Consider the following 26,910-nt stretch of genomic DNA (forward strand, 5'->3'; position numbering starts at 1 on the left):
GCGCCTCTCCGCCGATGCCGTCACTGCCAATCCCGTCGTCGTTGAACATGGCGTGAATTGTCCAACGATGGCTACGCAGCGAGAAGGACGCCGCTCAGTGACCGGTTACGCGCATCCTCAAGGTGGATCTGGCCGAGGAACTGTTCAGTTACCACATCGACGAGAAGGCGAAGCGCCTTGCCGAGATGATGGACGGCGAGCTGCTGCTGGTCACCAACGCCGAGGGCCTGTCCGCACAGAACGTGATTCAGCGCTACAAGTCGCTTGCCGACATCGAGCGCGGTTTCAAGGTGCTCAAGTCCGAGATCGAGATCGGCCCGGTGTATCACCGCCTGCCCGAGCGGATTCGCGCGCACACGTCGATCTGCTTCATGGCGCTGATCCTGCACCGGGTCATGCGCAGCCGACTCAAGGCCGCCGACGCGGGTTACACGCCCGAGCGGGCGCTCGAGCAACTGCAGCGCATCCAACATCACCGCGTGCGCCTGAACGGCGGCGAGCCGGTGGCGGGGGTCTCGACGCTCAGCACAGAGCAGAACGAGGTGCTTCATGCCTTAGGAATCGAAAAGCCGGCGGCGCCGGAGCAGCTGGCGCTGTTGTAGTGGCATTTTTGGAGTTGCGCTCTAGCAAAAACAAGCACTTGCGCGCGTAACTGTCGAACTCTGGGGGCCAGCGCGAGGGGCTCACGAGCGTCGAGCAGCAACGCATCAGGGAGCTCGAGCGCGAGGTGCGCGAGCTGAAAAAGGCCAACGAGATCCTGCGCCTGGCCAGCGCGTATTTCGCGCAGGCGGAGCTCGACCGCCGCAACAAGGGATGAACGGTTTCATCGACACGCATCGCGAGCGCTTCGGGGTCGAGCCGATTTGCCGCACAGCGCCCGAATCAGCTTTGGGTCTCCGATTTCACGTATGTCTCGACCTAGCAAGGATTCGTATACGTGGCCTTCGTCATCGACGTCTTCGCCCGCTACATCGTGGGCTGGCGGGTCAGTCGATCCATGCACACCGAATTCGTCCTCGACGCTCTGGAGCAGGCCCTGTGGGCGCGACAACCCGAACGCAACGCCTTGACTCACCATAGCGATCGCGGCTCGCAGTACGTCTCGATCCGCTACAGCGAGCGGCTGGCAGAAGCAGGCGCCGAGCCGTCGGTCGGTAGCCGGGGCGACAGCTACGACAACGCCCTGGCCGAGACGATCAACGGGCTGTACAAGGCCGAAGTCATCCACTGGCGTGGCCCGTGGAAAAGCGTCGAAGCGGTCGAGCTGGCCACCCTCGAATGGGTCTCATGGTTCAACCACCACCGCCTGCTCGAGCCGATCGGGTACATTCCCCCAGCCGAAGCCGAGGCAAACTATTACCGCAACCTGAGCGAGCAGGCGGTCGTCGCCTGACTCAAACCAAACCGCCTCCGCGAAACACGGGGCGATTCAACTTCAATGGGCTAAGCGGTTGGGGGAAGGTGGGTTTGCCGGGTGCTTACATTCACTCTAACGTGGAGGTGATGCTTCTTGTACATGCGGTGGACCGCAGCCGTACTGCCCGCGAGGGGGGAGATGGCTCGGTTATAATGGCAGGTCTTTCAACGGCTGCTTTTCCCGCCGCCAGTTTACCGAAACTACCCCCGACACCATGACCTCGATCCTTAAGCTGCGTGGCGCTGCGGCGCTGTCTTCCTCCCGTCTGGAGCGCCTTTCCCGTGCTGCCAGCGAGGTCCTGCCCAGGCTCAATGGCATCGTTGCCGAATACTGGTATTTCATTGAGGTGTCGGCTGTCTTGACGGCAGAGGAGCAGGCTCGGCTGGTCGACCTGCTCGGCGCCCACCCGGTCACCGAACATCCGCCTGCGGGTCACCTGCGCTTGGTGGTGCCGCGTCTCGGGACGATTTCACCGTGGTCGTCCAAAGCCACCGACATCACCCACCAATGCGGCTTCGACAAGATTATCCGCATCGAGCGTGGGATCGCCTACACGCTGGATGCGCGCGGAGTCGACGGCAATGCTGCACTGACGGCGCTGCTTCATGACCGCATGACCGAGTCGGTGCTCGGCACGGCAGAAGAGGCCGAAGCCCTGTTCCACCATTACGAACCGCAGCCGCTGACTGCTGTCGACATCCTCGCTGGCGGCCGCGCCGCGCTGGAAGTGGCCAACGGCGAACTCGGCCTCGCCCTCTCCGAAGACGAGATCGACTACCTGGTCGAGAATTTCGCTCGCATGGGGCGCAACCCGACCGACGTCGAACTGATGATGTTCGCTCAGGCCAATTCCGAGCACTGCCGGCATAAGATCTTCAACGCCGACTGGGTGATCGACGCGCGGCCGGTGGAGAAGTCGCTGTTCGGCATGATCAAGGACACCCACAAGGCGCACCCGCAGGGTACTGTGGTGGCCTATTCGGACAACGCCTCGATCATCGAGGGGGCGCGCATCGCCCGCCTGTACCCGGACGCAGACGGGGCCTTCCGCTACCACGACGAGGAGACCCACATCCTCGCCAAGGTCGAGACCCACAATCACCCGACCGCGATCTCGCCTTTCCCGGGAGCGGCCACCGGTGCCGGTGGCGAAATCCGCGACGAGGGCGCGACCGGCCGCGGCTCGCGCCCGAAGGCGGGTCTGGCCGGCTTCACGGTCTCGAACCTCAATATTCCCGATTTCGCTCAGCCCTGGGAAAAACCCTATGGCAAGCCCGGGCGCATCGCCTCGGCGCTAGACATCATGATCGAGGGCCCGATCGGCGCCGCCGCCTTTAACAACGAATTCGGCCGCCCCAACCTCGCCGGCTATTTCCGCACCTTCGAGCAGGAGGTGCAGGGCGAGGTGCGCGGCTACCACAAGCCGATCATGATCGCCGGTGGCCTCGGCAGTATCCAGGCGCAGCAATCCGAGAAACCCACCTTCCCGCCGGGCACCCTGCTGATCCAGCTCGGCGGTCCGGGCATGCTGATCGGCCTCGGCGGCGGAGCGGCCTCGTCGATGGCGACCGGCACCAACGCCGCCGACCTCGACTTTGCCTCGGTGCAGCGCGGCAACCCCGAGATCCAGCGCCGCTGCCAGGAAGTGATCGACTCCTGCTGGCAACAGGGCGACAAGAACCCGATCATCGCCATCCACGACGTCGGCGCCGGCGGCCTGTCGAACGCGATGCCCGAACTGGCCGACCATGCCGGGCTGGGCGCGCACTTCGAGCTGCGCGAGGTTCATATCGAGGAGCCGGGCATGAGCCCGCGCGAGATCTGGTCGAACGAGTCGCAGGAGCGCTACGTGCTGGCGATCGCGCCCGAGAGCCTGCCGATGTTCCAGGCCTTCTGCGAGCGCGAGCGCTGCCCCTTCGCGGTGCTCGGCACCGCCACCGCCGACGGCCATCTGACCGTGTCCGACCGCCACTTCGGCAACAAGCCGGTGGACATGGACATGAAAGTGCTGCTCGGCAAGCCGCCGAAAATGACGCGCAACGTCTCGCGCCGTGCAGTGCACCTGCCGCCTTTCGACACCACCGGCTTCGATCTTGAGGAAGCCGGAATCCGCGTGCTGCGCATGCCGGCGGTGGCGAGCAAGAGCTTTCTGATCACGATCGGCGACCGCTCGGTAGGCGGCCTCACCGCGCGCGACCAGTTCGTCGGTCCGTGGCAGGTTCCAGTGGCCGACGTCGCAGTGACCGCGATGAGCTTCCACGGCTATCGCGGCGAAGCCTTCGCGATGGGCGAGCGCACGCCGCTGGCCTGCGTCGACGCACCGGCCTCGGGTCGGATGGCGATCGGCGAAGCGATCACCAACCTCGCCGCGGCCGACATCGCCAGCCTGGGCGAGGTCAAGCTGTCGGCCAACTGGATGGCCGCCGCCGGCCATCGCGGCGAGGACGCCAGGCTCTACGACACGGTCAAGGCCGTCTCCGACTTCTGCATACGCGCCGGCCTGTCGATCCCGGTCGGCAAGGACTCGCTGTCGATGCGCACCGCCTGGCAGGACGGCGGCGAGGACAAGCAGGTCGTTGCCCCGCTGTCGCTGATCGCCACCGCCTTCGCCCCGGTGCAGGACATCCGCAACACGCTGACGCCGCAGCTGCAGCTGCCCGAAGGCGTGGACACCGAACTGCTGCTGGTCGACCTCGGCAACGGCCGGAACCGCCTTGGCGGCTCGGTCTTCGCCCAGGCCTACGGCTCGGTCGGCGAACACGCGCCCGATGTCGATCCGGACCAGCTCAAGGCCTTCTTCCAGACCATCCAGCAACTGCGCCGCGACGGCCTGCTGCTGGCCTATCATGACCGTTCCGACGGCGGCCTGTTCGCCACCGTGTGCGAGATGGCCTTTGCAGCGAAGTGCGGCCTGTCGCTGGTGCTCGACACCGTCTGCTACGACCCTTACATGAATGATGTCGACGGCCTGGAGAAAAAACCCGACACGCTCAAAGGGCGCTTCGACGACAAACTGTTCGCCGCGCTGTTCGCCGAGGAACTGGGGGCGGTGATCCAGATCCGCCGCGAGGAGCGCTCACGCGTCACCGAGGCGCTGCGTGCCGCCAAACTCACCTACCACTTCATCGGCGAGCCCAACGACAAGGACGAGATCCGCATTCGGCGCAGCGCCAAGCTGGTGCTCGGCGCCAGCCGCGTTGCGTTGCTCCAGGCCTGGTCCGAAACCAGCAATCGCATCGCCTGTCTGCGCGACGATCCCGCATCCGCCCAGCAAGAGTTCGACGCTCTCGCCGATGTTGCCGATCCCGGCCTGTCGGTGTCCTTGTCTTTCGACGTGCGCGAAGATGTCGCCGCGCCCTTTATCGCCAAGGGCGCGCGGCCCCGGGTGGTGGTGCTGCGCGAGCAGGGCGTGAACTCCCAGTTCGAGATGGCGGCTGCTTTCGAGCGTGCCGGTTTCACCCCGGTCGATGTGCACATGTCCGACCTCCAGGCCGGGCGTGTCGACCTCGCCGACTTCCATGGCCTGGCGGCTTGCGGTGGCTTCTCCTACGGCGATGTGCTCGGTGCGGGGCAGGGCTGGGCGAAGTCAATCCTGTTCAACAGTCGCCTGCGCGACGAGTTCGCCGCCTTCTTCGGTCGCGGCGACACGTTCGCCCTCGGCGTGTGCAACGGCTGCCAGATGATGGCCCACCTCGTGCCGATCATTCCCGGCGCCGAAGCCTGGCCCACCTTCCAGCGCAACCGCAGCGAGCAGTTCGAGGCCCGCTTCGTGATGGTCGAAGTCACCGACAGCCCTTCGATCCTGCTCGCCGGCATGGCCGGCAGCAGGATGCCGATTGTGGTCAGCCACGGTGAAGGCAGGGCGGTATTCCGCCACGAAGCGGATCGGGACAAGGCTTTGCTCGCGCTGCGCTACATCGACAACCATGGTCAGCCGGCGCAGCGCTATCCTGCCAACCCGAACGGTTCTGCCGCCGGCGTTACCGGCTTCACGACCGCCGACGGCCGCTTCACCATCATGATGCCGCACCCCGAGCGCACCGCGCGCACGCTGCAGATGTCGTGGGCGCCGCAGTGGCTGGTGAAGGACAGCCCCGATGCTTCGCCCTGGCTGCGCATGTTCCGCAATGCCAGGGCGTGGCTCGGCTGATGCGGCAAGGGGGCGTGAGCGGCGGCCTGCTGCTCCCGCCAGCTGACCAGGATCAATGACGGACGATGGCGTTCGGATACAATCCGGGCCGTCGTCCAGTTCTTCCGGGGCCATCGTTTTCCGATGCTACGCTTTCGCCGCCGCCTTTATGCCTGGTTCGCGATTTTCGCGATGATGGCCAGTGCCCTGGCGCCGGCGCTCAGCCGGGCAATGGGGCCGGACGAGGGCGGCCGTTACCTGATCGAAGTCTGTTCGGCCAGCGGCTCCCGCGTCATCGAGCTGCCGGCGGCCGAAGCCGCGTTCTACCGCGATCATGGCGTCAGCGCCGACAGCGGTGGCGGGCCGCAGGATGCCTCGTTCGAGCAGTGCCCGTATTGCTGCCCGCACGCAGGCGGAGCGGCCCTGCCACCGGCCGTGCCGCCCGCTTTGCGTATCCCCGAAAGCGGCGCCCTGCTGCCTCGGCTGTTTCTCGTCTCTCCGCGCCCACTGTTCGTGTGGGCGCCTTCTCATCCCCGCGCGCCTCCTGCCCGCGGCTGAATCGCTCGCAGCCGGATCGCTTGCGGCGATCCGGGCTCGATTCCCGTTTTTCCCCCTATTTCGACTGAAACCAGCCCTCACCTCCGTCCGGGAGCGTGCGCTGGCGTCCTTGCCCATTCCGATCCGACGCGGGCGCTTGCCTCGCGCGGGTAGAAACTCAACATGTTCGATTGTTCTGGATGGTTCTCAAAATGAAGAAGCTCGTTCTTGCCGCCCTATTCGCCCTAGGTGCCGCGCCCGCTCTCGCCGATGTCTCCGTGTCCGACTCCTGGGTGCGGGCCACCGTGCCGCAGCAAAAGGCGACCGGTGCCTTCATGCAACTGAAGTCCGATGTCCCGGCCCGCCTCGTCGCCGCCAGTTCGCCGCTTGCTGGCGTGGTCGAGATTCACGAAATGCGCATGGAAAAGGACGTCATGAAGATGGGCCCGGTCCCGGCGCTCGAACTGCCGGCAGGCCAGACCGTCAAGCTCACGCCGGGCGGCTACCACGTCATGCTGATGGATCTGAAGCAGCAGGTGAAGGAGGGAGATCAGGTGCCGTTGACGCTGATCGTCGAGAACAAGGACGGCCGCCGCCAGAGCCTCGATCTCACCCTCCCCGTGCGTCCGCTCAATGCGCTGATGAAGATGCCGCACGGCAAGCACTGAGCCTGACCGCCGCGGTGTGGAGGCCCGTGGAAGGGGCCCCTGAGAGCTGCGGCTAGCACTTTCCATTTGGACAATTGATTTCCGCTCGCCCACGGGGGAGCGGACGGGCCTTGTCGTGCCCGCGATCCGCGTGGGTCCGGCCGCAATGCCCATTCGACGAGAACACTCATCATGCAAAAAACCTTCCAACGCTTGCCACTCGCGGTGGCGATCTCCCTTGCGCTGCCGGCGCTTGCCGTCGCCCAGGAGGCCACCTTGGGCAGCGTGGTGGTGACCGCCCCGCTCACCACCGCGCCGCTCACCATCACCACCGACCCCAAGGCTCCCCGCCAGCCGCTACCGGCGCATGACGGCGCCGACTTGCTGAAAAGCATCCCGGGGTTTTCGGTGATTCGCAAAGGGGGGGCGGATGGCGACCCGGTCTTCCGCGGCCTGTCCGGTTCGCGGCTGAATATCCTCCAGGACGGTCAGGATGTGCATGGCGGTTGCGGTGGCCGCATGGATCCACCGACCGCCTACATTTACCCCGAGTCGTATGATCGCGTCACGGTCATCAAAGGGCCGCAGACCGTGCTCTACGGCGGAGGCAACTCCGCAGCGGTGGTGCTGTTCGAGCGCGACATGACGCGCATGACCGAACCCGGCTGGGCCGCCAGCGGCAGCCTGACCTTCGGTAGCTGGGGGCGCAACGACCAGGTCTTCGACGCCACGGCCGGTAATCCCGATTTTTACGCCCGCATCGGTGCGACGCGCTCGGACATGAACGACTATGAAGACGGCGACGGCAAGAAGGTGCATTCCTTTTACACGCGCTGGAGCACCCATGGCGCGCTCGGGTGGACGCCCGATGACAACACCCTGCTCGAACTCAACTTCGGCCGCAGCGATGGCGAGGCGGCCTACGCCGATCGCGCCATGGACGGCACGAAGTTCGAGCGTGAACACGTGGGGCTGAAGTTCGAGAAACGCAATATCTCGCCGCTGGTGCACAAGGTCGAGGTGCATGCCTACTACAGCTACCTCGATCACGTGATGGACAACTTCAGCCTGCGCTCGAACATGGGCATGAAAATGCTCAACAACCCCGATCGTGAGACCAAGGGCGGCCGGTTTGCAGTGACGCTGACTCCGGCCGATCCATTGCAACTGATGCTGGGGGCCGACGTGAAGGCGGACCAGCACACGTCCCGCAGCGGGGTCAATTACCGGACCCTGCCGCGCACGGATGATTTCGGCTTCGATCGCTACGGGATCTTCGGCGAGGCGACCTACGCGCTCGACGGTGTGCGCCGAGTGATCGGTGGTTTGCGCATCGATGACCACGAGGTCACCAACGATAAGACAGGGGGCGCCAAGGAGGGCGACACGCTGCCGAGCGGCTTCCTGCGCTTCGAGCGCGATTACGCCGGTGGTGCAGGCACCTGGTACGTCGGTCTCGGGCATGCCGAACGCTTCCCTGATTTCTGGGAGTTCATGCGTGCGGCGCCCGGCACGGGAAGTCTTGCCGATGCACGCAGCTTCGATACGCTGGAACCGGAAAAGAACACCCAGCTCGATGTGGGTGCGAGCTGGACGGCCGGCAATGTGCATGCCTCCGTCTCGGGCTTTTACAGCAAGGTCGATAACTACATGTTGCTGCGCTGGTTTACCCGAGGAACCTCCACTGCCGCCGACGTCCGCAACATCGATGCGACCCTCTATGGCCTCGAAACCGATCTGACCTGGCGCTTCGCTTCCAACTGGAGCGCGACGGGTACCCTGGCCTGGGTGCACGGCCGGAACGACACCGACGACAAAGCGCTCGCCCAGCAGCCCCCGCTCGAAGGGCGTCTTGCGCTCGAGTACAACGATGGCACCTTCTCCTACGGCGGTCTGTTGAGGGTTGTGGCCAGACAGGACCGGGTCGACGTCGGCTCGGGCAGCATCGTCTCGAACGGCAAGGATCTCGGGCCGACGCCAGGCTTCGCGACGCTGGCGCTCAATGCCGGCTGGCGCCCGAACAAGGTCACGCTGCTGACCGCCGGTGTCGACAACGTCTTCGATCGCACCTACCACGAGCACCTCTCGCAGGGCAGTGCGGCGATTGCCGGTTACGAGGCCGCGACCAACGAGATCATCAACGAACCCGGTCGCACTTTCTGGCTGAAGGTGCAGATGGCGCTCGACTGACAGCGCACGCGTCGTAGATAGCCGAAGCCCCCGGCCCCTTGGTAGCGAAGGGAACCGGGGGCTGCATGGGGCGCTTGCCTTCGGCTCGCCTCTGCAGTGCTCCGCCGGTCTTATTTCTTGCGCATCGGCGGCAGGTCGGTGCAGCTGCCGTGCGCCAGTTCGGCGGCCATCCCCACTGTTTCGCCCAGCGTCGGGTGGGGGTGGATGGTCTTGCCGATATCGACCGCGTCGGCGCCCATCTCGATCGCCAGGCAGACTTCGCCGATCATGTCGCCGGCCGAAGGGCCGACGATGGTGCCGCCGATCACGCGATGCGTCTCGGCGTCGAAGAGCAGCTTGGTGAAGCCATAGTCGGCGCCGTTGGCGATCGCGCGGCCGCTCGCAGCCCACGGGAACTTGGCCGTTTCGACCTTCTTGCCTTCGGCCTTGGCCTGGGCTTCGGTGTAACCGACCCATGCGACTTCGGGGTGGGTGTAGGCCACTCCCGGGATCACGGTGGCGTCGAACCCGGTGCGGGCCAGCTCCGCCTTGCCCTGCGCTTCGCCGGCGGCGACTTCGGCGGCGACGTGGCCTTCATGCACCGCTTTGTGGGCGAGCATGGGCTGGCCGACGACGTCGCCGATGGCGAAGATGTGCGCCACGTTGGTGCGCATCTGCGCATCCACCGGGATGAAGCCGCGCTCGCCGACGATCACGCCCGCCTTCTCGGCGCCGATCTTGCCGCCGTTGGGCGCGCGGCCCGCCGACTGCAGGATCATGTCGTAGCGTACCGGCCCGGGGGGAGCGTTTTCGCCTTCGAAGCTGACGTAAAGGCCGTCTTCCCTGGCTTCGACGGCAACTGTCCGCGTCTTCAGCATGATCTTGTCGAAGCGCTGGGTGTTCTGCTTTTCCCACACTTTGACCGCGTCCGCGTCCGGCCCCTGCATCAGGCGATCGAGCATCTCGACGACGTCGATGCGCGCGCCCAGCGTCGAATACACCGTGGCCATCTCCAGGCCGATGATGCCGCCGCCGATCACCAGCATCTTGCCCGGCACCTGACGCAGCTCGAGCGCGCCGGTCGAGTCGACGATGCGCGGGTCGCGCGGCAGGAAGGGCAGGTGCACCGCGGCCGAGCCGGCGGCGATGATGCACTGCTTGAATTTCACCACCTTCTTCGCGCCGCTCTTGTCCTGGCGGTTGCCGGTCGTTTCCTCGATCTCGATGTGGTGCGGGTCGAGGAAGCTGCCGTAGCCGCGCAGGATGTCGACCTTGCGCGCCTTCGCCATCCCGGCGAGCCCGCCGGTGAGCTTGCCGATCACGTCGTCCTTGTGCTTCCTGAGCGCATCGACGTCCACTGCCGGCTTGGCGAACCGGATGCCGGCGGATTGCATGTGCCCGGCTTCCTCGATCACCGCGGCGACATGCAGCAGCGCCTTGGACGGGATGCAGCCGACGTTCAGGCACACACCGCCGAGGGTCGTGTAGCGCTCGACGATCGCCGTCCTGAGGCCGAGGTCGGCGGCGCGGAAGGCCGCCGAATAGCCGCCGGGGCCGGCGCCGAGCACGACCAGGTCGTATTCGAGGTCGGCCGCGCCGGCGTGCGCAGCGGCGGCGGGGGGCACGGCAGGAGCGGCCGCGGCCGGCGCCGGCGCGCCGGTGGGGGCGGGTGCAGGCGCAGGTGCCGCATTCGCCGCGGCCGCCGCTCCTGCAGGAGCGCCCGCGGCTTCAACCTTGATCAGCACCGTGCCTTCGCTGACCTTGTCGCCGAGCGCGACCTGCACTTCCTTGACCACGCCGGCGGCCGGGGACGGCACGTCCATCGTCGCCTTGTCGGACTCGAGCGTGCAGATCGCGTCGTCCACCGCGATCGTGTCGCCTGCCTTCACGAACAGCTCGATCACCGGCACCGCGTCGAAACCGCCGATGTCGGGCACCTTCACTTCAATCATTTGACTCATCTTCATCACCTCGTGAGGAGTTTCCGGAAGAGGAAGGCTTCGGGGCCAGGGGTGCCACCCCTGGCCCTTCACGCCTCACACCTCACTGTTTCAGAGCATCACCCGGCGGAAGTCCGCCAGCAGCTGCGCGAGGTACACGTTGAAGCGGGTGGCCAGCGCGCCGTCGATGACGCGGTGGTCCGCGGTGAGCGACATCGGCAGGGTCAGGCGCGGCACGAACTGCTTGCCGTCCCACACCGGCTTCATCACCGACTTGTTCACCCCGAGGATGGCCACTTCGGGCGCATTGACGATCGGAGCGAAGTAGGTACCGCCGATGCCGCCGAGCGAGCTGATGGTGAAGCAGGCGCCGGACATGTCGGCCGGGCCGAGCTTGCCGTCGCGCGCCTTCTTGGCGAGCGCGCCGGTCTCGGCGGCGATCTCGAACACGCTCTTCTTGTCGGCGTCCTTGACCACCGGCACCACCAGCCCGTTCGGAGTGTCGGCGGCGAAGGCGATGTTGAAGTACTTCTTGTAGACGAGATTGTCACCGTCGAGGCTGGTGTTGAATTCGGGGAACTCCTGCAGCGCGCGCACCGAAGCCTTGATGATGAAGGCGAGCATGGTGAGCTTCTTGCCCGATTTCTCGTGCTCCTTGTTCATCGCCACCCGGAAGGCTTCCAGGTCGGTGATGTCGGCGTCCTCGTGGTAGGTCACCGCCGGGATCATCACCCAGTTGCGGGCGAGGTTCTGGCCGGAGATCTTCTTGATCCGGGAGAGCGGCTTGACCTCGATCTCGCCGAACTTGGCGAAGTCGACCTTCGGCCACGGCAGCAGGTCGAGTCCACCCAACTGAGCACCGCCCGGTGCGGCGCCGGCCGCGGCGGCCGGAGTCCTGCCCGGCACGACGCCGGTGCTCATCGCGCCCTTGATGAAGGCGGTGACGTCTTCCTTGAGGATGCGGGCTTTCGGCCCGCTGGCCTTGACCTGGGTGAGATCGACCCCGAGCTCGCGGGCGAAGGCGCGCACCGAGGGGCTGGCGTGGATCTTGCCGCCGAGCTTGACCGCCGATGGCGCGGCTGCCGCCGCGACCGGCGTCGATGCCGGCGCAGTGGCGACGGCGCCGCTGCCGGGCTGCGGAGCGGGCGTGGGCGCTGCCGCGGCCGGCGCAGTGGCTGCGCTTCCGCCCGCAGTCTCGAGCTTCAGCAGCACGCTGCCTTCGCCGACCTTGTCACCGACCTTGACCAGCACTTCCCTGACCACCCCGGCGGCCGAGGAAGGGACGTCCATCGTCGCCTTGTCGGATTCGAGGGTGGCGACGGCGTCGTCGACGGCAATGGTGTCGCCGACCTTGACGAACAGCTCGATCACCGGCACAGCGTCGAAGTCGCCGATGTCGGGCACCTTCACCTCGACGATGCCGCCCGCAGCGGGGGGGGCTGCAGCCGGCGCGGGCGCAGCGGCTGCGACCGGAGCAGGCGCGACTGGAGTGGCCGTGGGGGCAGGGGAGGGGGCCGCAGTGGCCGGAGCCGGGGTGGCGGCCGCGGCGCCGGCGGCTTCGATTCTGATCAGGGCCGTGCCTTCGGCCACCTTGTCGCCGATCCCGACCAGGACCTCCCGGACCACGCCGGCGGCGGACGAGGGCACGTCCATGGTGGCCTTGTCGGATTCGAGGGTGGCGATGGCGTCGTCGACGGCAATGGTGTCGCCGACCTTGACGAACAACTCGATCACCGGCACCGCGTCGAAATCGCCGATGTCGGGCACCTTCACTTCAATGAGTTGGCTCATGTTCTTGTCTCCTTGCGCGCTCAGACCGACAGCGGGTTCGGCTTGTTCGGGTCGAGGTTGTACTTGAGCATCGCTGCGGCGACCCGGTCGCGGCCGATCGTGCCGTCATCGGCCAGGGCCTTCAGCGCGGCCAGCGTCACCCAGTGACGGTCGACTTCGAAGAAATGGCGCAACTGCTCGCGGGTGTCGGAGCGGCCGAAGCCGTCGGTGCCGAGCGTCACGTAGGTCTTCTTCAACTGCGAGCGGATCTGTTCGGGGAACATGCGGATGTAGTCGGTGGCGGCGATGACCGGACCCTCGGTGCCGCCCAGCTTTTCTTCCACGTGCGACTTCTTCGGCTCTTCCATCGGGTGGAGCAGGTTCCAGCGTTCGACGTCGTGGCCGTTGCGGGCCAGTTCGTTGAAGCTCGGCGCGCCCCAGAGGTCGGCTTCGACGCCCCAATCGTTCTTGAGCAGTTCGGCGGCGGCGATCACTTCGCGGAAGATCGCGCCCGAGCCCAGCAACTGTGCGCGCGGGCCCTTGCCCTCGGCGCCCCTGCGGAACAGGTACAGGCCCTTGAGGATGTCGGCTGCGGCCCCTTCGGGCATCTCGGGATGTTCGTAGTTCTCGTTCATCACCGTGATGTAGTAGTAGAGGTCTTCCTGCTCGGCGAACATCCGGCGCAGGCCGTCCTGCACGATCACCGCGACCTCGTACTGGAAGGTCGGGTCGTAGCTGATGCAGTTCGGGATCATGTTGGCGAGCAGCAGGCTATGGCCGTCCTCGTGCTGCAGGCCTTCGCCGTTGAGCGTGGTGCGCCCGGCGGTGCCGCCGATCAGGAAGCCCCGGGTGCGCTGGTCCGCCGCCGCCCAGCACAGGTCCATCGTGCGCTGCAGGCCGAACATCGAGTAGAAGATGTAGAAGGGGATCATCTGCACGCCGTGCACGCTGTAGGCGGTGCCGGCGGCGATCCAGTCGGCCATCGCCCCGGCCTCGTTGATGCCTTCCTGCAGCACCTGGCCGGTCTGGGACTCCTTGTAGAACATCAGCTGGTCATGGTCTTCGGGCAGGTATTTCTGCCCTTCCTGGTTCCAGATGCCGTACTGGCGGAACATCCCTTCCATGCCGAAGGTGCGGCTCTCGTCGGGCACGATCGGCACCACGTGGCGGCCGATCTGCTTGTCCTTGAGGAGGGTGTTCATCATCCGCACCACGGCCATCGTCGTCGACAGCTCACGGCCCTCTCCCGAAGCCTTCAGCAGCGCGGCAAAGGCTTCCAGCGCCGGCACCGGCAGGGCGTCGGCCTTGCGCCGGCGCTGGGGCAGGAAGCCGCCCAGGGCCATGCGGTGTTCGCGCAGGTACTTGTACTCGGGCGAATCCTCGGCGAACTTCAGGTAGGGCAGGTCCTTGATCTGGTCGTCGGGTACCGGCAGGCCGAAGCGGTCGCGGAAGCGGCGGATGGCCTCGACGTCCATTTTCTTCTGCTGGTGCGAGATGTTCATCGCCTCGCCGGCCTGGCCCATGCCGAAGCCCTTGATCGTCTTCGCCAGGATCAGCGTGGGCTGGCCCTGGTGTTCGTTGGCTTGCTTGTAGGCGGCGTAGATCTTGAACAGGTCGTGGCCGCCGCGGTTCAGGTTCCACACCTGCTCGTCGGTCCAGTCGGCGACCAGCGCGCGCAGTTCCGGAGTGTTGAAGAAGTGTTCGCGCACATACGCGCCGTCCTTCGCCTTGAAGGTCTGGTAGTCGCCGTCGCACAGTTCCATCATGCGCTGCTTGAGCAGCCCCTTCTGGTCGCGGGCGAACAGCGCGTCCCAGTGCGTGCCCCAGATTACCTTGATGACGTTCCAGCCGGCGCCGCGGAACTCGGATTCCAGTTCCTGGATGATCTTGCCGTTGCCGCGCACCGGGCCGTCCAGGCGCTGCAGGTTGCAGTTGATGACGAAGACGAGGTTGTCGAGGCGCTCGCGCCCGGCCATGCCGATGGCGCCGAGGGACTCGACCTCGTCGGTTTCGCCGTCGCCGAGGAAGGCCCACACCTTGCGCCGGGCGGCACGCGCCGGGTCGATCAGGTTGCGGCTGGCGAGGTACTTCATGAAGCGTGCGGCGTAGATCGCGCACAGCGGGCCGAGCCCCATCGACACCGTCGGAAATTGCCAGAAATCGGGCATCAGCCAGGGATGCGGGTAGGAGGAAATGCCCTTCCCGCCCACTTCCTGGCGGAAGTTGTCCATCTGCTCTTCGGTGAAGCGCCCGAGCATGTAGGCGCGGGCGTAGATCCCGGGTACCGAATGGCCCTGGAAGTAGATCAGGTCGCCGTCATGGTCGGCCGAAGGGGCGTGCCAGAAATGCGAGAAGCCGACGTCGTAGAGTGCGGCGGCGGAGGCGAAGGAGGCGATATGGCCGCCGACGTTGGTGTTCTTGTTGGCGCGCACCACCATCGCCATCGCATTCCAGCGGATGTAGGAATGGATCTTGATTTCCATGTCCGGGTCGCCGGGATAGGACGGCTGCTGCTCGACGGGAATGGTGTTGATGTACGCGGTGTTCGCCGAGTAGGGAATGTTCACCCCTTCCTCGCGTGCGGCGGCGATCAGGGATTCGATCAGGTAATGGGCGCGCTCGGGACCTTCGTGCTCGACGACGGCGGCCAGCGCCTCCAGCCATTCCTTGGTCTCCTGCGCGTCGGTGTCGGCGTGCGGGAGAAGCTTGTTCGTTCCGGTCATGGCTTGTCTCCTCATGACTTTCGATGGGCGAAGCCTGCGGGATGTGCAGGGCGGGGTTGGGTACGGACACAGCCCGCCAGGGGGTATGGCGGGCTGTTTTTCGAACTATAAAACGTGTTTTCGCAATGCGCAATATGTTCGCGCTACGGCCTGGCCCCGCCGTCCGGCGGCGACAGGCCGATGGCCCGCTTGCGCTCGGCCTCGTAGGCGAACACGACGCGCCCGTTCCGGACCTCTCCCAGGGGGACCTGGCTGGGCAGGGTCAGGGTTTCGTGCCGGGTGCGCGAAAAGGGCTGGCGGTAGGTCATGATCACGCCATGGACGGGGGCGCGCAGGTCCTCCAGTGCCGCGTGGATGCGGCTGCCTTCCACGCTGCCGGCCTGGCGGATCGCCGCGGCGAGGAGGAGCATCGAATCGTAGCCCTGGGCCGCGGCTGGCGGAACCGGGATGCGTTCGAGGCCGGTGCTCTGGCGCCACGCCTCGAGGAAAGCCTGCTGACGGGGGTTTTCGGCGTCCTGAATGAAAGTCTGCGGCATGCGCGCGCCTTCCGCGTGGGGGCCCGCGCTGTCGATGAAATTGGACATCGCCAGGGTCCAGCTGCCGATGATCGGCACCCGCCAGTTCATCCGCGCCATGTCGTTGGCGATGTACGCGAGTTCCGGGCCGATGCCGTAGGTCAGGACGGCTTCGGCGCCGGCAGCGCGCGCTTGTGCGAGCAGGGCGCTCATGTCCACCTGGCGCAACTGGAAGCGCTCGACCGCGACCGGGGCGATGCCGCGTTCCTTCAGTGCGGCGATCAGGTCCTCGCTGCCTTGCACGCCGTAGTTGGTCGCATCGTGGAAAATCGCCAGGCGGCCGAGGCCGCGCCGATCGATCGCTTCCTTGACGATCACCCGGGCCTGCAGCTCATCGTTGGCCGATACGCGGAAGACGTAGTTGTCGGGAAACTCGGGGGGCAGGAACTGGCGGGTGATCAGCGACCCGGTGGCGACCGAGGTGATCACCGGGATCCGCGCCAGCTGGTAGTGGCGCTGGCTGGCGAGGGCAACGCCGGTGTTGACGATGCCCAGGCCGGCGACGATGCGGTCCTTGTCGATCAGTTCCTGGATGAGGCGGGCGCCGCGCTCGTTGCTGGCCTCGTCGTCACGCTCGAGCAACTGCAGCGGGCGTCCGAGGAGGCCGCCGGAGGCGTTGATTTCGGCCGCGGCGATGCGGATGCCTTCGCGCATCGAGATGCCCATCGGGCTGGAGGCGCCGGTGAACGGGCCGGTGACGCCGATGCGGATGGCCGCCGGCTCCGCGGCCGGGGCGTCGGCGGCGGGGAGCGGGAGGGCGAGGATGAAGGCAATCAGGCCCAGAAGGCCGGGCAGGAAATAAGGCGCACGGCGGTGCGATGTCGCGAGTGGATGCATGAGCGGACTCTAGGGGGGTGGGGCGGGCGTAAAAATTGGCGGAAACCCCCATCTCGGGGGCTGCCGCCGGTGTGCCCGACGCCGGTGGCTTCGATCGGGCATTAGGGTTAAACCGGATGACGGCTGCAGAAGGGATCGACAAGAATCCAGCTCCCGGTCGAGGTGCCGCGGACTCTTTCCCGTTCCCGATTTTCCCTCTTCATGCCCGAGCCCCAGGCCGCTTCCTTTTCGTCTCAGCGCTGGTACTGGGCCGCGCCGTACGCGGCGGTGGTGTTGTTCGCGGTGGCCATGCTCAGTCTGGTGTGGCTGCTGCAGCAGCGTGAGCTGGAACTCGAGCGTGATGCGCTCGCGCGCGACATGCAGTGGGCCGAGCAGACGATGCGCCGGCAGATGCTCGGCACCGAGGAGTTTCTCGGCCAGCTCGCCCGCGACCTGTCTTCCGAGATGCTCGACCACGATGGCTTCCAGCTGCGCGCCAACCAGCATATCGCCAACCACCCCGAGCTGGCCAACATCGTCTGGGTGGGCAGTGACGGGATCGTGCGCTGGAGCGCGCCGTTCGATACCACCGACCGCCTGCCCGGCGAGGCCTCGAGCAGCGAGCAGGCAGGCATGCTCGAGCGTGCGCGCGGTTCGCTGCGAGTGGAATACGGCACCGCCCACCGCAGTCCGCGGGGGGGGGCGGTGCTCGAAGTGTACGTGCCGGTGGTGCGCAGCGGCGCATTCCGCGGCGCCATCGTCGGCGTGTATTCGATCGAGCGCATGGCGCGCTATCTGGTGCCGGCGTGGTTTGCCGACAAGTACCGGCTGGCGTTGCACGATGCCGAAGGCGAGCTGCTGGCGGCGGGCACGTTGCTGCCCGCGCTCGACGAGCGGCTGTCCTTCGATCTCGCGCTCGACCCGCCGGGGAACGGGCTGAGCGTGCGTGCCACGGCTTTTCGCAGCGGCAGCGGCGTTCCGCGGCTGCTTCCGGCGGTGCTGATCCTGGGCTTGTCGGTGCTGGTGCTGTGGAGTCTGTGGACGCTGCGCAGCCACGTGCAGCGCCGGGTGCAGGTGGAAAAGGAGCGCGACCGGTTGTTCAACCTGTCGCTCGACATGCTGTGCGTGGTTGGGCTCGATGGCCGTTTTTGCCGTTGCAATCCGGCCTTCGCGCGCATCCTCGGCCATGACCCGGAGGCCTTGCCGGGGCGCCCGCTGATCGACTTCGTCCACGCCGATGACGTCGGCGCCACGCTGGAGCAGCTGCGCCGCCTGGCCGACGGCGAGCCGGTGAAGTTCGAGAACCGCTGCCGCTGCGCCGACGATAGCTACAAGTGGCTGGTGTGGAGCATCAACCCGGTGCCTGAAGAACGTCTCGTCTACGCGGTGGCGCACGACATCACCGGGCGCAAGGCCACCGAGGAGGCGCTGCGCGCCGAGTCCGCCTTCCGCAAGGCGATGGAGGACTCGGTGGTCACCGGGCTGCGCGCGATCGATCTGAACGGGCGCATCATCTACGCCAACTCGGCGTTCTGCCGCATGATCGGTTTCGACGAGGACGAGCTGATCGGCATCGGGCCGCCGTTTCCCTACTGGCCCGAGGAGTCGCGCGCGGTGTGTGAGCGCAACCTCGCCCTGACCCTGTCCGGCCAGGCGCCGGCTGCCGGCTTCGAGATGCGCATCCGGCGCAAGAACGGCGAGCGTTTCGACGCCCGCTTTTACCTGTCGCCGCTGATCGATTCCTCCGCCCGCCAGACCGGGTGGATGGCCTCGATTACCGACATCACCGAACCGAAGCGGGTGCGCGCGGCGCTCGAAGCCGCCCACGAGCGCTTCGAGGCGGTGCTCGATGGCCTCGATGCCGCGGTCTTCGTGGCCGATGCCCGCACCGACGAGATCCTGTTCGCCAACCGTGCCTTCAAGCGTATCCACGGCTTCGACGCAGTCGGGCGCACGGTCAACGGGGTTGCCGTGCCGCAGCCCGAGCGCGGCGACTACCGGGTCGATCCGCGCAGCCTGGGTACGTCCGAATTGCCCCGCGAGCTGTTCGACGGCGAATTGCAGCACCCGCTGTCGGGGCGCTGGTACCACGTGCGCGAGCAGGCCACACGCTGGGTCGATGGCCGCCTCGTGCGCATGGGCATCGCCACCGACATCACCGACCGCAAGCAGACCGCCGAGGTCGCACGCCAGCAGGAAGACCGCCTCCAGCGCACCGCGCGCCTGATCACCATGGGCGAAATGGCGTCCACCCTCGCCCACGAACTCAACCAGCCGCTGGCGGCGATCGCCAACTACTGTGCGGGCTGCGTCACCCGCATGCAGGGGGGGCAGTGGCGATCGGAGGACGTGCTCGCGGCGATGCAGAAGGCGAGTTTCCAGGCCGAGCGTGCGGGCAAGATCATCCGCCGGGTGCGCGAATTCGTGAAAAAGAGCGAGCCGCGGCGCAGCGCGGTGCGCCTGGCCGAAGTGCTCGACGATGCGCTTGGCTTTGCCGAAATCGATGCCCGCCGCGTCGGCATCCGCATCGTCGCCGATGTCGAGCCCGGGCTTCCGGACGTGTTCGCCGACCGGATCATGATCGAGCAGGTACTGCTGAACCTGATCCGCAACGGGCTCGATGCGATGGCCGATGCCCTGCCCGAGCGGCGCGTGCTGGTGCTGCGGATACGCAGTCTCGGCCCCGACGTAGTCGAAGTCGCGGTCATCGACCGTGGCCACGGCATCAGCGAGGAGGGGCGCCGGCAGCTGTTCACGCCTTTCTACACGACCAAGACCGAGGGCATGGGAATGGGCTTGAACATCTGCCGCTCGATCGTCGAATTCCATGATGGCCGATTGCTTGTCGACGCCAACCCCGAAGGCGGTACCATATTCACGTTTACCCTGCCGACGGAGACAGCCAGTGAGCGGATTGCCCGCAGCGCCTGACCAGATCGTTCCCGATCAGATCGTTCATATCGTCGACGACGACGACGCCCTGCGCGATTCGCTTGCCTGGATGCTCGAAGCCAACGGCTACCGCGTCGCCGTGCATGAATCGGCAGAATCCTTCCTCCAGGCCAGCAACCCCGACATGACCGGCTGCATCGTGCTCGATGTGCGTATGCCCGGGATGAGCGGCCTGGAGCTGTTCGAGGAACTCGGCCGCCGCCGCTGCAACCTGCCCGTGGTGTTCATCACCGGCCATGGCGATGTGCCGATGGCGGTGTCGGCGCTGAAGAAAGGGGCGGTGGATTTCATCGAAAAGCCGTTCGGCGAACGCGACATGCTGCGCCTGATCGAACAATGCCTGCAGCTCGAGCGCGAAAACCGCGACAAGCGCTTGCAGGAGGCGGACACTGCGCGCCGCCTCGAGCACCTGACCCAGCGCGAGCGCGAAGTGCTCGACCTGATCATCGTCGGCAAGCTCAACAAGCAGATCGCCGATGTGCTCGGCATCAGCATCAAGACCGTCGAAGTCCATCGCGCCCGGGTGATGGAAAAGATGGGCGCGCATTCGCTGGCCGAACTGGTGCAGCACGTGGTGCTGGTGGAGCCGGGCACCGCGCCGCGCTGACGCCGTACTCTGACGCCGCCCCCTGGCGGCACGCCGGCCGCGCCCGTGCGTGCCCCGTCTCGGCACGGTGCCGCCGGTGGGCGCCTCGGCCCGCAAAGGGCCTGCTCTGCAGGCCCGAATTTTCACCGATCCTTCCCGAATGACTGGAATCAACGCTTTTTTCCTGCTGACCGGGCTGTTGCTGTTCATCAGCGTGCTCGCCAGCACGGTGTCGGCGCGGCTGGGGCTGCCCCTGCTGCTGCTGTTCCTGCTGGTGGGGATGTTCGCCGGCGAGGACGGCCTCGGCGGCATCGTCTTCGAGGACTTCTTCATCGCGTCGATGATCGCGCAGGCCGCGCTCTCGGTGATCCTGCTCGACGGCGGCCTGCGCACCCGGGTCAGCAGTTTCCGGGTCGCCTTGAAGCCGGCGGCGGTGCTCGCGACCTGGGGGGTGATCGGCACGGCGGCGATGCTCGGCTTGTTCGCGACCTGGCTGCTCGATGTGGACTGGCGGCTGGGCATGTTGCTGGCGTCGATTGTCGGCTCCACCGATGCGGCGGCGGTGTTCGCGCTCCTGCGCAACAGCGGCGTGCGGCTCAACGAGCGCGTGCAGGCCACCCTGGAGATCGAGTCCGGTGCCAACGATCCGATGGCGATCCTGCTCGTCACCGCGATGGTCGGCATGCTGCTGCAACCCGAGACCGCAACCCTCGGCAGTTTCGTCTGGATGCTGACGAGCCAGCTCGGTCTCGGTGCCATCTTCGGGATCGCCGGCGGCTGGGTGCTGTCGCGGCTGATGGCGCGCCTGTCCCTGCCCGACGGGCTGTACGCGCTGCTGATCCTGTCGGGCGGAACGCTCGTCTTCGCCGCCACCAACCTGCTCGATGGCAGCGGCTTTCTCGCCGTGTACCTCGCCGGCATTCTCGTCGGCAACCGCCGCAGCCATGCTACCGAGCACGTGCTGCGGGTGATGGACGGGCTGGCCTGGCTGGCTCAGGCCGGCATGTTCGTCGTGCTGGGCCTGCTGGTGACGCCGTCGCTGCTCCTCGATCACGCGCTCGAGGCACTGGCGATGGCAGTGTTCCTGATGGTGGTCGCCCGCCCGCTGGCGGTGATGATCGGGCTGGCACCGTTCCGGTACCGGCGCAACGAGCTGGCCTATGTCAGCTGGGTCGGGCTGCGCGGGGCCGTGCCGGTGGTGCTGGCGATCGTGCCGGTGGTGATGGGCGTGCCCGATTCGCGTCTGCTGTTCGATGTCGCTTTTGCGGTGGTGCTGCTGTCCTTGCTGGTGCAGGGGGCGACGGTGCCGGTGGTGGCACGCTGGCTGAAGGTCGAAGTGCCGCCGCGGGACGAACCGCGCGACAAGCGCGAAGTGTGGGTCGGTGACGAGGTCGCGGTCGATCTGCTCGAATACCGGGTCGCGCCCGGAGCGCGTGCCGAGGGCCTCCATCCGGACGAGGTCGCGGCCGAGTTCGGCACCATCGGCGTGCGCTGTGTCGCCCTCGTCCGCAACGGCCACCTGCAACGCCTGGCGGTGGACTCCCGGATGCGCCCCGGCGACTCGGTGTGGTTCGTGGCCCCGGACGAGCTTGCCGAGCGGATCGCCCGCCTGTTTGGCGGTGCGGGCAACGAGTTGAGCGCGAACGCCAGCTTCTTCGGCGAATTCGTCGTCGATCCGGAGTCCCTCGCGGACGATCTCGCCGATGCCTACGGCCTGGTGCTCGAGCCGCAGGAGCGCCACTTGCCGATGCGCGAGTTGCTGCGCGCGCGCATCGGCCGCACCGCCGTCGTCGGCGACCGCGTGGAAGTCGGCGCGTTCACTCTGACCGTGCGCGACATGAGTGCGGGCGGAGTGATCACGGCGATCGGCCTGAAGTGTCCGCCGCCGAGCGCCGGGCACTGAGCCGTTCGCCCGGCAGCGACCGGGCGCGCCTCGATCGGGGCTGCGTCGCCGGCGCCGGCATGCTGTAAAATCCGCACTTTTTCGAGGCAGATCCGATGACCGCTCGCATCATCGATGGCAACGTCCTTTCGGCGCGTGTCCGTGGAGAAATCGCCGATCGTGCAGCGACACTCTCGGCACGTGGCGTGCAACCCTGTCTGGCGGTCATCCTGGTCGGTGCCGATCCGGCTTCGGCCGTGTATGTGCGCAACAAGGTCGCGGCCTGCGAAAAGGCCGGCATCCGCTCGCTGCGCTTCGACTACCCGCAGGATGCGGCCCCCGCCGAGGTCATGGCCCGGCTGGCCGAACTCAACGCCGATCCGGCGGTGCACGGCATCCTGGTGCAGCTTCCGCTGCCGCCGCAGTTCGACGAAACCGCCGTGCTCGAAGCCATCGACCTGGGCAAGGACGTCGACGGCTTCCACGCCGAAAACGTCGGCCGCCTGTCGCAGAACCGCGAAGCCTTCATTCCGTGCACGCCGCACGGGGTGATGAAAATGCTCGAAAGCGCCGGAGTGGCGGTGCAGGGGGCCGAGGCCGTGGTCATCGGCCGCTCGAACATCGTCGGCAAGCCGATGGCGATGCTGCTGACCAACGCCGGTGCCACGGTCACCGTGTGCCACTCGAAGAGTCGCGATCTCGCCTTCCATACCCGCCGCGCCGACATCCTGGTGGCGGCGATCGGCAAGCCGCGCTTCGTCACCGGCGACATGATCAAGCCCGGTGCCACCGTGATCGACGTCGGCATCAACCGCCTGCAGGACGGCCCGGATGCCGGCAAACTGTGCGGCGACGTCGACTTCGAGTCGGCCAGGGCGGTGGCCGGCGCCATCACTCCGGTGCCGGGCGGCGTCGGGCCGATGACCATCACCATGCTGCTGGAAAACACCGTGATCTCCGCCGAGCGCGCCGCACGTTCGCGACAGCTCGCCTCCGGCACGTGAGCAAAGGACGCACAATGAGCGCACTCCCCCCTGCCGTCGGCATCATCATGGGGTCGAACTCCGACTGGCCGACGATGAAGGCCGCGGCCAAGGTGCTGGAGGAGTTCGGCGTGCCCTTCGAGGCCAGGGTCGTGTCCGCCCACCGCACTCCCGACCTGATGTTCGAATACGCTGCAACCGCGCGCGACCGCGGCCTGAAGGCGATCATCGCCGGCGCCGGCGGCGCCGCCCACCTGCCCGGCATGGTCGCGGCCAAGACCACGCTGCCGGTGTTGGGCGTGCCGGTGCAGTCGAAGGCGCTGTCGGGGCAGGATTCGCTGCTCTCCATCGTGCAGATGCCCAAGGGCATCCCGGTCGCCACCTTCGCCATCGGCGAGGCCGGCGCAGCCAATGCCGGGCTGTTCGCGGTGGCCCTGCTCGCCAACGGCGACCCGTCGCTCGCCGACCGGCTCGCCGACTTCCGCGCCCGCCAGACGCAGGCGGTGCTCGCCATGACCCTGGATTGAGAGCCGCATCATGATCCTCCCGCCAGCTACCCTGGGCATGCTCGGCGGCGGCCAGCTCGGCCGCTTTTTCGTTTCCGCCGCACACGAGATGGGCTACAAAGTGTGGATGCTCGATCCCGATCCGCACAGCCCCGCCGGCCTCATCGCCGACCGCCATCTGGTCGCCGCCTACGACGACTACGGCGCGCTCGACGCCCTGGCGACCGGATGCGCCGCGGTGACCACCGAATTCGAAAACGTTCCGGCCGACACGCTGGACTACCTCGGCAAGTTCATCCCCGTTCATCCGGCCGCGAGCGCGGTGGCGGTGTGCCAGAACCGCATCGCGGAGAAGACCTTCCTCGCCGACCATGGCCTGCCGCACGGGCCGTGCGCCGTGATTCGTGGTGAGGACGACATCCGCTCCGCGTCTGCCGCGCTGTTTCCGGCGGTGCTCAAGGTGGCGCGCTTCGGCTACGACGGCAAGGGTCAGGCCCGGGTCGCCGATGCCGACGAGGCGCTCGCCGCCTTCCTGCACTTCAAGGGCGAACCTTGCGTGCTGGAGAAGATGCTGGCGCTCGACTGCGAAGTGTCGGTGGTGCTCGCGCGCGACGAGGCGGGGGCGGTGCGCAGCTTTCCCGCGGGCGACAACCGCCATCGCAACGGCATCCTCGACATCACCGTTGCGCCGGCGCAGCTTGCTGTCAGTGAGGCTGGGGGCGTGGCGACCGATGCGCAACGCATCGCCGAGCGCATCGCCGAGCACCTCGGCTATGTCGGCACCCTGGGGGTGGAGTTCTTCGTCTGCGCCGGCGAGCTGTTCGTCAACGAGATGGCGCCGCGTCCGCACAACAGCGGCCACCATACCCTTGACGCCTGCGATGTCAGCCAGTACGAGCAGCAGGTCAGGGCGCTGTGCGGTCTGCCACTGGCGGCGCCGCGCCAGCACTCGGCGGCGGTGATGGTGAATCTGCTCGGTGAGCTGTGGTACGCCGACGGCAAGGGGCACGGCGCCTACCGCGAGCCCGACTGGTCGGCGCTGCATGCCGTGCCCGGCCTGCGCCTGCACCTGTATGGAAAGCACCATGCGCGACCGGGTCGCAAAATGGGGCACTTTACCGTGATCGGCGACGATCCCGGCATGGTGCTGGAGCGCGCGCTGGGCGCACGCGCGGCGATCGGCATCCGCGACGAATGAGCGGCACCCGGGCCAAACCCCGCGGCCGCATCGAGCCGCCGACCCTGGTCGCGATCCACGAGGCGGCGGATCTGCTGCGCGCGGGCGAGCTTGTCGGTATGCCTACCGAGACCGTCTACGGCCTTGCTGCCGACGCCCTCGATGCCGAGGCCGTGCGCAGGATTTTCGCCGCCAAGGGCCGGCCGGCAGATCATCCTCTGATCGTCCATCTGCCCGGCGTCCAGCACCTGGCACGCTGGGCCACGGATATTCCCGGGGAGGCGCTCGCGCTCGCCCGCGCCTTCTGGCCCGGCCCGTTGACGCTGATTCTGAAGCGCGACCCGGCAGTCCCGGACGAGGTCACCGGCGGTCAGGACACCGTGGGCCTGCGCGTGCCTTCCCATCCGGTGGCACTCGCCCTGCTGCAGGTTTTCGATTCCGGCATCGCTGCGCCCAGCGCCAACCGCTTTGGTCGCATCAGCCCCACCACCGCCTTGCATGTGAAGGATGAACTCGGCGACAAGGTGGCGATGGTGCTCGACGGCGGTCCCTGCGAGGTCGGCATCGAATCGACCATCGTCGATTTCTCGCGCGACCCACCCGAGATCCTGCGCCCCGGTGCGATCACGCCCGACGACATCGCCCGTATCATCGGCCGCCGCCCGCGACTGCGCGGCGAGGCGGCAAGCGAGCTGGCCGCGGCGCCGGCCGCAGAGGCCCCGGCGCCGCGCGTCTCCGGCGCCCTCGCCGCCCATTACGCGCCGCGCACGCCGCTGCGCCTGGTGGCAGGCGAGCGCCTGGCGGTGGAAGCGGCCCTGCTCGCAGGCGAGGGCAGCCGCGTCGCCGTGCTCGCCCACCGTGCGCCCGATCCGCACGATTCGCGCCTGATCTGGCAGCTCGCACCAGCCGATGCCACCGCCTTCGCTCGCGAACTCTATGCCAGCCTGCGCGCCCTCGACGCCCTCGACGCCGATTTCATCCTGATCGAAACCCCGCCCGCCGACCCCCGCTGGCGCGCGATCACCGACCGCCTCGGCCGCGCCGCCACCGGCTCAGGCAGTTGAAACCCACGAAGCGAAAAGCCGGGTGCGGCCCTGCCGCAGGGGCTTCCTCGCAGGGGCTTCCTTTTCGGGACCGGCTTGCCTATAATGCCCGCTCTTTCAGGGCCGATAGCTCAGCTGGGAGAGCGCTGCGTTCGCAATGCAGAGGTCGAGGGTTCGATCCCCTTTCGGTCCACCAACACCCTCAAAGCCCGGACTCGCTCCGGGCTTTGTCTTTTCTGCCCGAAACGCCAGCAATGGCGCGGATTCCGGCGATCCGTGCGAAAGGTGCGGGCACACCCGAAACCCCACTTTTGTCATAAATTGCACAAAAATCAGGCAGAGCGGCCTCTCTGTTGGCGCCGGCCGAAAACTGGCCATGTAGAGGGGTGAATTCCGGCTGAAAACTGACCAGGGTGTTTAACCTCTCTGCCTCATTTTGAGGCAGAGGATCAGAGGTGATCACCATGGAAATGTTGGGCAAGGTCAGAAGGATGCATTACCGGGACGGACTGTCCCGCTCGGAGATTGCGCGACGCACGGGGCTGTCGCGCACGACGGTGAGGAAGTGGCTCGAGGAGGCCAATGCGGCGGCGCCCCGTTACCGTCGCACGAAGGCGCCGGGCAAACTCACGGCCTTCGATGCCACGGTGGTGAGTTGGCTGGAAGCCGATGCCCGCCGCCCGAAACGGGAGCGGCGGACGGCCCAAGCGATGCTTGCGCAGTTGAAGGCACAAGGCTTCGAGGGTGGTTACACGATCCTGACCGATTTCATCCGCGACTGGCGGCACCGCAAGGGGACGAACGACCCGGGGCGGGCGTTCGTGCCGCTGAAGTTCGAACTGGGCGAGGCGTTTCAGTTCGACTGGAGCGAGGAGCGGCTGGTGATCGGTGGGGTGTGGCGCAAGCTGCAGGTGGCGCACCTGAAGCTATGTGCGAGCCATGCGTTCGTGCTGGTGGCCTACCCGAGTCAAGCCCACGAGATGCTGTTCGATGCGCACACGAGGAGTTTCAAGGCACTCGGCGGCATTGCCCGGCGCGGGATCTACGACAACATGAAA

17 protein-coding genes, 1 tRNA gene, 2 pseudogenes and 1 other annotated feature are annotated in these 26,910 nt (G+C 66.9%); of the genes and pseudogenes, 15 read left to right on the forward strand and 5 right to left on the reverse strand.

The genetic code is table 11. The annotated features are described in order from the left end of the window. Positions 1–104 precede the first annotated feature (104 nt). From MXC99_RS02070 to MXC99_RS02095, 6 genes and pseudogenes are all read left to right on the forward strand, one after another. A pseudogene (locus MXC99_RS02070) lies at positions 105–602 on the forward strand (IS1634 family transposase); the annotation flags it as partial. Positions 603–667: 65 nt separating this feature from the next. Next, positions 668–1,393: pseudogene (locus tag MXC99_RS02075) on the forward strand (IS3 family transposase); the annotation flags it as partial. Beyond that, positions 772–880 (forward strand) — a sequence feature (AL1L pseudoknot). (Overlaps the previous pseudogene by 109 nt.) A 238-nt stretch (positions 1,394–1,631) precedes the next feature. Then, positions 1,632–5,567: a phosphoribosylformylglycinamidine synthase gene (gene purL / locus MXC99_RS02080; RefSeq protein ID WP_247723957.1), complete on the forward strand. Its 3,936-nt coding sequence runs from the start codon at positions 1,632–1,634 to the stop codon at positions 5,565–5,567. A 123-nt stretch (positions 5,568–5,690) separates the two neighbouring features. Continuing rightward, entirely contained in the window at positions 5,691–6,104 is a 414-nt protein-coding gene (locus MXC99_RS02085) for a DUF2946 domain-containing protein (protein ID WP_282100118.1), read from the forward strand. Positions 6,105–6,295: 191 nt separating this feature from the next. Beyond that, positions 6,296–6,751 (forward strand): copper chaperone PCu(A)C, encoded by a 456-nt coding sequence (locus tag MXC99_RS02090; protein WP_247723959.1) that lies wholly within the window; start codon positions 6,296–6,298, stop codon positions 6,749–6,751. A gap of 171 nt (positions 6,752–6,922) precedes the next feature. Beyond that, on the forward strand, positions 6,923–8,920 hold the full coding sequence (locus MXC99_RS02095; RefSeq protein ID WP_247723960.1) for a TonB-dependent copper receptor: 1,998 nt from the start codon (positions 6,923–6,925) through the stop codon (positions 8,918–8,920). A gap of 110 nt (positions 8,921–9,030) precedes the next feature. Here the strand turns inward: MXC99_RS02095 and lpdA are convergent, their stop codons facing one another. The 4 genes from lpdA to MXC99_RS02115 form a co-directional block, all read right to left on the reverse strand. Continuing rightward, positions 9,031–10,860 (reverse strand): dihydrolipoyl dehydrogenase, encoded by a 1,830-nt coding sequence (gene lpdA / locus MXC99_RS02100; protein ID WP_247723961.1) that lies wholly within the window; start codon positions 10,858–10,860, stop codon positions 9,031–9,033. A gap of 90 nt (positions 10,861–10,950) precedes the next feature. Continuing rightward, positions 10,951–12,630, reverse strand: coding sequence for a dihydrolipoyllysine-residue acetyltransferase (aceF, locus tag MXC99_RS02105; RefSeq protein ID WP_247723962.1), 1,680 nt, complete (start codon positions 12,628–12,630; stop codon positions 10,951–10,953). Between the two features lie 20 nt (positions 12,631–12,650). Then, on the reverse strand, positions 12,651–15,332 hold the full coding sequence (gene aceE / locus MXC99_RS02110; RefSeq protein ID WP_247723963.1) for a pyruvate dehydrogenase (acetyl-transferring), homodimeric type: 2,682 nt from the start codon (positions 15,330–15,332) through the stop codon (positions 12,651–12,653). Positions 15,333–15,475: 143 nt separating this feature from the next. Further along, positions 15,476–16,744 (reverse strand): ABC transporter substrate-binding protein, encoded by a 1,269-nt coding sequence (locus MXC99_RS02115; protein WP_247723964.1) that lies wholly within the window; start codon positions 16,742–16,744, stop codon positions 15,476–15,478. Positions 16,745–16,945: 201 nt separating this feature from the next. On the opposite strand from MXC99_RS02115, the gene MXC99_RS02120 reads away from it, so the two are divergent. From MXC99_RS02120 to MXC99_RS02155, 8 genes are all read left to right on the forward strand, one after another. Continuing rightward, entirely contained in the window at positions 16,946–19,654 is a 2,709-nt protein-coding gene (locus MXC99_RS02120) for a PAS domain S-box protein (RefSeq protein WP_247723965.1), read from the forward strand. Beyond that, on the forward strand, positions 19,629–20,282 hold the full coding sequence (locus tag MXC99_RS02125) for a response regulator transcription factor (protein ID WP_247723966.1): 654 nt from the start codon (positions 19,629–19,631) through the stop codon (positions 20,280–20,282). Before MXC99_RS02120 ends, MXC99_RS02125 begins: the two co-directional genes overlap by 26 nt. Before the next feature lie 139 nt (positions 20,283–20,421). After that, the gene (locus MXC99_RS02130; RefSeq protein ID WP_247723967.1) at positions 20,422–22,164 is read left to right on the forward strand and encodes a potassium/proton antiporter; all 1,743 of its coding nucleotides are present in this window, start codon (positions 20,422–20,424) and stop codon (positions 22,162–22,164) included. Positions 22,165–22,259: 95 nt separating this feature from the next. After that, positions 22,260–23,147, forward strand: coding sequence for a bifunctional methylenetetrahydrofolate dehydrogenase/methenyltetrahydrofolate cyclohydrolase FolD (gene folD / locus MXC99_RS02135; protein WP_247723968.1), 888 nt, complete (start codon positions 22,260–22,262; stop codon positions 23,145–23,147). 14 nt (positions 23,148–23,161) lie between these two features. Then, positions 23,162–23,653 carry a 5-(carboxyamino)imidazole ribonucleotide mutase gene (gene purE, locus MXC99_RS02140; RefSeq protein WP_247723969.1) on the forward strand — a complete coding sequence of 164 codons (492 nt, stop codon included), beginning with the start codon at positions 23,162–23,164 and terminating at the stop codon, positions 23,651–23,653. 10 nt (positions 23,654–23,663) lie between these two features. After that, positions 23,664–24,830 (forward strand): 5-(carboxyamino)imidazole ribonucleotide synthase, encoded by a 1,167-nt coding sequence (locus tag MXC99_RS02145; protein WP_247723970.1) that lies wholly within the window; start codon positions 23,664–23,666, stop codon positions 24,828–24,830. Next, entirely contained in the window at positions 24,827–25,873 is a 1,047-nt protein-coding gene (locus MXC99_RS02150; RefSeq protein WP_247723971.1) for an L-threonylcarbamoyladenylate synthase, read from the forward strand. The genes MXC99_RS02145 and MXC99_RS02150 overlap by 4 nt, the downstream gene beginning before the upstream one ends. Positions 25,874–25,972: 99 nt before the next feature. Further along, positions 25,973–26,048 (forward strand) — tRNA-Ala (locus MXC99_RS02155). A 6-nt stretch (positions 26,049–26,054) separates the two neighbouring features. On the opposite strand, the gene MXC99_RS02160 is transcribed toward MXC99_RS02155, so the two are convergent. Next, positions 26,055–26,318 carry a hypothetical protein gene (locus MXC99_RS02160; RefSeq protein ID WP_247723972.1) on the reverse strand — a complete coding sequence of 88 codons (264 nt, stop codon included), beginning with the start codon at positions 26,316–26,318 and terminating at the stop codon, positions 26,055–26,057. On the opposite strand from MXC99_RS02160, the gene istA reads away from it, so the two are divergent. Beyond that, the coding region (gene istA / locus MXC99_RS02165; protein ID WP_247723973.1) for an IS21 family transposase at positions 26,317–26,910 on the forward strand (594 nt) is incomplete at its 3' end. The two genes, MXC99_RS02160 and istA, sit on opposite strands and share 2 nt — an antisense overlap.

Source organism: Thauera aromatica (assembly GCF_023093595.1).
Classification (GTDB): domain Bacteria; phylum Pseudomonadota; class Gammaproteobacteria; order Burkholderiales; family Rhodocyclaceae; genus Thauera; species Thauera aromatica_A.